The sequence below is a fragment of the Pseudomonas sp. NPDC086112 genome (genome assembly GCF_044746425.1).
Classification (GTDB): Bacteria; Pseudomonadota; Gammaproteobacteria; order Pseudomonadales; family Pseudomonadaceae; genus Aquipseudomonas.
In genome coordinates, this window is sequence record NZ_JBIVCD010000053.1 from 25,392 (window position 1) to 31,145 (window position 5,754).

7 protein-coding genes are annotated in these 5,754 nt (G+C 60.5%); 4 read left to right on the forward strand and 3 right to left on the reverse strand.

The genetic code is table 11. The annotated features are described in order from the left end of the window. From ACIPLA_RS25805 to lptF, 3 genes are all read right to left on the reverse strand, one after another. The coding region (locus ACIPLA_RS25805; RefSeq protein WP_401177050.1) for a hypothetical protein at positions 1-65 on the reverse strand (65 nt) is incomplete at its 3' end. Between the two features lie 170 nt (positions 66-235). Then, entirely contained in the window at positions 236-1,297 is a 1,062-nt protein-coding gene (gene lptG, locus ACIPLA_RS25810) for an LPS export ABC transporter permease LptG (RefSeq protein WP_008073128.1), read from the reverse strand. After that, positions 1,290-2,408, reverse strand: a complete 1,119-nt coding sequence (gene lptF / locus ACIPLA_RS25815) for an LPS export ABC transporter permease LptF (RefSeq protein ID WP_192345528.1) — start codon at positions 2,406-2,408, stop codon at positions 1,290-1,292. Before lptF ends, lptG begins: the two co-directional genes overlap by 8 nt. A gap of 297 nt (positions 2,409-2,705) precedes the next feature. On the opposite strand from lptF, the gene ACIPLA_RS25820 reads away from it, so the two are divergent. The 4 genes from ACIPLA_RS25820 to ACIPLA_RS25835 form a co-directional block, all read left to right on the forward strand. Continuing rightward, positions 2,706-4,196, forward strand: coding sequence for a leucyl aminopeptidase (locus ACIPLA_RS25820; RefSeq protein WP_401177043.1), 1,491 nt, complete (start codon positions 2,706-2,708; stop codon positions 4,194-4,196). A gap of 60 nt (positions 4,197-4,256) precedes the next feature. After that, complete coding sequence (locus ACIPLA_RS25825) at positions 4,257-4,685, forward strand: DNA polymerase III subunit chi (RefSeq protein WP_008072051.1); 429 nt, start codon at positions 4,257-4,259, stop codon at positions 4,683-4,685. An 8-nt stretch (positions 4,686-4,693) separates the two neighbouring features. After that, positions 4,694-5,083 (forward strand): hypothetical protein, encoded by a 390-nt coding sequence (locus tag ACIPLA_RS25830; RefSeq protein ID WP_008072054.1) that lies wholly within the window; start codon positions 4,694-4,696, stop codon positions 5,081-5,083. Between the two features lie 222 nt (positions 5,084-5,305). After that, a partial coding sequence (locus ACIPLA_RS25835; protein ID WP_401177047.1) for a class I tRNA ligase family protein occupies positions 5,306-5,754 on the forward strand: 449 nt, incomplete at its 3' end.

Below are 5,754 nucleotides of genomic sequence, written 5' to 3' on the forward strand. Positions count from 1 at the left end.
GTCGACTTGCCATGGTCAATGTGGGCGATGATGGAGAAATTGCGGATATGACTCAAATCACTCACGGATCAACACTCAAAAAGGCTGCAGGCATAGCCCGCCGAAAAATAGCCGGGAATTGTACCTGATCCACGACGCAAGCGTCACGTTCGCAGGTCAGACGGCGCGTACAAAAACGCCCCGATCTTGCGACAGGGGCGTTTTGAGTGACAAGCCTTTCGGGAATAACCCGCGATCAACCGGCCCGGCGCAACAACCAGACCCCGGCCAGGGCGCAGACTCCGGCCGGCACCAGCACCGCAAACAGTGGCGAGAAACCGAATACCAGGCTCGAAGGGCCGAGCAAATCCTGGACGATGCGGAAGGTGAAGCCCACCAACACACCGGTAAAGACTCGCTGACCGAGGGTTACCGAACGCAGCGGGCCGAAGATGAAGGAAATCGCCATCAGCACCAATGCGGCGGTCACCAGCGGCTGCAACACCTTGACCCAAAACGCCAGCCAATAACGACCGTTGCTCAGGCCCTGGTCAGCCAGGTAGTGGATGTAACTCCACAGACCGGTGATCGACAGTGATTCAGGCGCCATCACCACAGTGCTCAGCAATTGCGGGCTCAGTGCTACCTCCCAACGCTCCACCGGAGTCGTCACCACTTCGGTGTTCTTCTCATGGAACAACGTGGTCGTGACGTCGCTCAGCTGCCAGTGATCCGTGTCGAATTCCGCGCGTTTGGCGAAGCTCGAAGACAGGATGTGGCGCTGATCATCGAAGCGATAACGGGTCACGCCGTACAGCAGCCCATTGGGTTGCACGGAGTTGACGTGAATGAACTCGTCACCCTGACGGTGCCACAGACCATGCTTGGCGCTTTGCGCATCGCCACTGCCCTGGGCCAGCGAGCGGTTGGCCTGAGCGGTGACTTCTGTTGCCGGCGCGACGTATTCACCGATCACCAGCCCCACCACCATCAAAAGCAGCATCGGCTTCATGACAGCCCAGACGATCCGCCCGAGCGACACGCCCGCAGCGCGCATGATGGTCAGTTCGCTGTGGCTGGCCAGGCTGCCGAGGCCGATCAGGCAACCGATCAGCGCCGCCATCGGTAGCATGTCGTACAGACGGCGCGGCGCGGTCAGCAGCACATAGCTCAGGACATCCATCAGGGTGTAGGTATCACTGACCTCACTCATCTCATCGATGAAGGCAAACAGCGTGGCCAGGCCGAGGATGATCCCCAGTACTGCCAGGATCGCGACGAACACGCTGCTACCGATGTAGCGATCGAGCTTATCCACGGGCCACCTCCAGCGCACTGCGGCGACTCGCCATCTTCAAGCGCAACGGCTCCCAGTACAGCAAGCCCAGGCCGATGGCCAGGAAGATCGCATGCACCCACCACAAGCCCAACGCCGCCGGAATCTTGCCCTTTTCGAGGGCGCCGCGAGCGGCAATCAGGATGGTCAGGTAAGCCATATAAAGAAGAATCGCCGGCAGCAGCTTGAGGAAACGGCCCTGGCGCGGGTTGACCCGCGACAACGGCACCGCCATCAGGGTCACGATGAAGACCAGCAACGGCAGGGACAGACGCCATTGCAGTTCGGTGCGCGAGCGGATGTCATCATTGCCCAGCAGGGAGCGGGTGGTCATCGCGTCGCGATCGGTGACTTCGTCGCTGACGTCCGGCTTGGGCAGCAATACGCCATACTCGTCGTATTTGATGGCGCGGTAATCGGCCTGACCCGGATTGCCATCATAGCGATAGCCGTTGTCGAGAATCAGATACCGATTGCCGTCGGGGCGAATTTCCTGACGGCCCTTCTCGGCCACCAATACGGAAATCCCGCGGTCCTTTTTGTCGGAATTTACATTCTTTTGCGAAATGAACACGCCGCCCAGATTGATGCGGTCATCCGACAATTGTTCGGTATAGGTCACCCGGGTACCGTCGCGTAAAGCCTGGAAACGGCCTGGCTCAAGGGTATCGAATTCAGTCAGTGCGTCCTGTTTGTTCAGCAGCAACTGGAACTGGTTGGCACCCTGTGGCGCCAGGCTCAGGCTCAGCCATGCCACCACCAGCGCAACCAGCGTGGCCGGAAACAGGGTGATGCGAAACAGTCGCTGCTGGCTCATGCCGGTGGCCGACAGCACGGTCATTTCGCTGTCGAGGTACAGACGACCGTAGGCCAGTAAAATCCCGAGAAACAGCCCCAAAGGCAGGATCAACTGCAGGAAACCCGGCAGACGGAAACCCATGATCAGGAACAGCGAACCCGGATCCAGAAGGCCAGAAGCCGCCTGGGCGAGGTATTTGATGAAGCGTCCGCTCATGATGATGACCAGCAGCACGGCGCTGACGGCGCTCAAGGTCAACAGGACTTCGCGGGATAGATAACGGAAGACAATCAAACCAGACACTCCAGGGTTGTCAGGCTAAGCGGCCAAACAAACAAACGTATCGGTCGGCCCGCAGGGCAGAGCCGCCGAAAAAGATGGCGCATTATCCTGTGATTGGGTGCGCCTGTCACTGCGCACGCTCAAGCAGACGCCTGAACCAACGAAGTTCGCACGCCCGAGGGTTGTCAGGCGCCGGTAGCGAGGTTCAAACTGCGGCCTTTGTCGCTGGGCACTGCTACCTGCGTCTTTCTACTTATAAGCAAGCTTCTGCGCGTCGCGCACTTTGACCATTAATTCAGGGACCCAGACATGGAACTGGTTGTAAAAAGCGTTAGCCCGGAAACGTTGAAGACCGCCACGCTGGTGGTCGCCGTCGGCGAAGGCCGCAAACTCGGCGCCGTTGCCAAACAACTCGACGAGCTGAGCGGTGGCACTATCAGTGCCGTGCTCAAGCGCGGCGACCTGGCCGGCAAAGTCGGCCAGAGCCTGTTGCTGCACAGCCTGCCTAACCTCAAGGCTGAGCGCGTGTTGCTGGTGGGCGTGGGCAAGGATGAAGAGCTGGGTGATCGCCCGTTCCGCAAAATCATCGCCGGCATCCTCAACACCCTCAAAGGCCTGGGCGGCAGCGATGCAGTGCTGGCCCTGGACGAAGTCGTGGTCAAAGGCCGCGACAGCTATGGCAAGAACCGCCTGCTGGCCGAGACCCTGGTAGATGGCGAGTACACCTTCGACCAGTTCAAGAGCCAGAAAGCCGACCCGCTTGCCCTGAAGAAAGTCACCCTGGTGACCATCAAGGCCGCACAGGCTGAAGTCGAACGCGCCGTGGCCCATGCCACCGCGATCGCCAATGGCATGGCCTTCACCCGTAACCTGGGCAACCTGCCGCCAAACATCTGCCACCCGACGTTCCTGGGCGAGCAAGCCAAGAACCTGGGCAAAGAATTCAAGAGCCTGAAAGTCGAAGTCCTCGATGAGAAGAAAATCAAGGACCTGGGCATGGGCTCGTTCTACGCCGTCGGCCAGGGCAGCGCCCAGCCGCCGCGCCTGATCGTCATGCAATACAACGGCGGCAAGAAATCCGAGAAGCCGTACGCACTGGTCGGTAAAGGCATCACCTTCGACACCGGCGGCATCAGCCTCAAGCCGGGCGCGGGCATGGATGAAATGAAGTACGACATGGGCGGCGCCGCCAGCGTGTTCGGTACCTTGCGTGCCGTGCTTGAGCTCAAACTGCCGATCAACCTGGTGTGCATCCTGGCTTGCGCCGAGAACATGCCGAGCGGCAACGCTTCGCGTCCGGGCGACATCGTCACCACCATGAGCGGCCAGACCGTGGAAATCCTCAACACCGACGCCGAAGGCCGTCTGGTGCTGTGCGATGCCCTGACCTATTCCGAACGCTTCAAGCCGCAAGCGGTGATCGACATCGCCACCCTGACCGGCGCGTGTGTCGTCGCACTGGGTTCCCACACCTCGGGCCTGCTGGGCAACAACGACGAGCTGATCGGTCAACTGCTGAGCGCCGGCCAATCCGCCGACGACCGCGCCTGGCAACTGCCGCTGTTCGATGAATATCAAGAGCAGCTGGACAGCCCGTTCGCCGACATCGCCAACATTGGCGGCCCGAAAGCCGGCACCATCACCGCTGCCTGCTTCCTGTCGCGCTTCACCAAGAACCTGAACTGGGCGCACCTGGACATCGCCGGCACGGCCTGGACCAGCGGCGGCAAGGACAAGGGCGCCACTGGCCGTCCGGTTCCCCTGCTGACCCAATACCTGCTGGACCGCGCCAAAGCCTGAAACCGATGACCCCGAGCGGTGCCACTGACCAGTGGCGCCGCCCGGGGCTCAGGAACCGCAATGACCAAAGTCGACTTCTATATCCTGCCCAGCGCCGATCCTTCGGCACGGCTCGATTTCGCCTGCAAGCTCACCGAAAAAGCCTGGCGCATGGGCCACCGCATTTACCTGCACTGCAGCGATGCCGCCCAGCGTGATGACCTCGATGCGCGTTTGTGGGCCTTCAAGGGCGAAAGCTTCGTGCCTCACGGTCCCGCCGAAAGCGAGCCGGAGGGTTTGATTGTCCTGGGCCTTGGCGATGACTGCGGTCAGCATCAGGATCTGCTGGTCAATCTCGACCTGAAAGTCCCGGTATTTGCCAAACAGTTCGCCCGCGTGGCGGAAGTGGTGGTGGAAGATCCGACGATTCGTTCGGCTGCGCGGGAGAGTTTCCGTTTCTACCGCGAACAGGGCTATCCTCTGCAAGATCACCGTTTACAGCGACTCTGAGCATTCCGATGGACACTCCAAAACCGCAGCAAAATTCCGCGCATCTGCTGGATGACCTCGAGTCGATCCGCCAACTGCTCGGCGATGACAACCTGCAACCGCCCTTGCTGACCGACACGGTCATTGAAGGTGATCAGGAACAGATCCCCATGCTGTTCGACACTGTCGGCAATGCGCCGCAACCCGTCGAAACGACACCGCCACCCGCCCCAGCCGCGCAACCGTCGCCTGCCGCGAGCAAGGGCCCCGACGCCCTGCTGCACCTGGACAGCGAACTGCGCGCCGCCGCGCTGCTGATCATGCAAGACGTGATCGACGACTTCGCCCCGCACATCGAAACCGAAATCAAACGTCGGCTGGATGCGCGGATGGAGCGGTTGTTGAGTCAGTACGAATAAACACCACCATTCTAATGTGGGAGCGGGCTTGCTCGCGAAGAGGCAGTAACATTCAACATTAGTGTTGGATGACAGGCCGTCTTCGCGAGCAAGCCCGCTCCCACATTGTTTTTGTGCAATGGCTGATGGTCAGCTCATCCCGCGATCAACTCGCCCTACGCCCCACGCCCCGCTATACTTGCCGGCTTTTCCTGATTAAATGCCAATAGGGTCCCGCCGCGCATGGATAAGACCTACCAGCCGCACGCCATTGAAACTTCCTGGTACAACACCTGGGAGTCTGAGAATTACTTCGCCCCGCAAGGCGCGGGCGAGTCCTACACCATCATGATCCCTCCGCCGAACGTCTCCGGCAGCCTGCACTTGGGTCACGGATTCAACAACGCGATAATGTACGCCCTGATCCGTTTCCGCCGCATGCAGGGTCGCAACACCCTGTGGCAGCCGGGTACCGACCACGCCGGTATCGCCACGCAAATGCTGGTGGAGCGTCAACTCGAAGCCCAAGGCCAGAATCGCCATGATCTGGGCCGCGAAAAATTCCTCGAGAAAGTCTGGGAGTGGAAGGATCAGTCCGGCGGCAACATCAGCCGTCAGATCCGCCGCCTCGGCTCGTCCGTGGACTGGAGCCGTGAGCGCTTCACCATGGATGACGGCCTCTCGGAAGCGGT

Coding starts and splice junctions, on each gene's coding strand:
- ACIPLA_RS25830 (WP_008072054.1), top strand. CDS start 4,694: ATGGACACTCCAAAACCGCAGCAAAATTCCGCGCATCTGCTGGATGAC.
- ACIPLA_RS25820 (WP_401177043.1), top strand. CDS start 2,706: ATGGAACTGGTTGTAAAAAGCGTTAGCCCGGAAACGTTGAAGACCGCC.
- ACIPLA_RS25825 (WP_008072051.1), top strand. CDS start 4,257: ATGACCAAAGTCGACTTCTATATCCTGCCCAGCGCCGATCCTTCGGCA.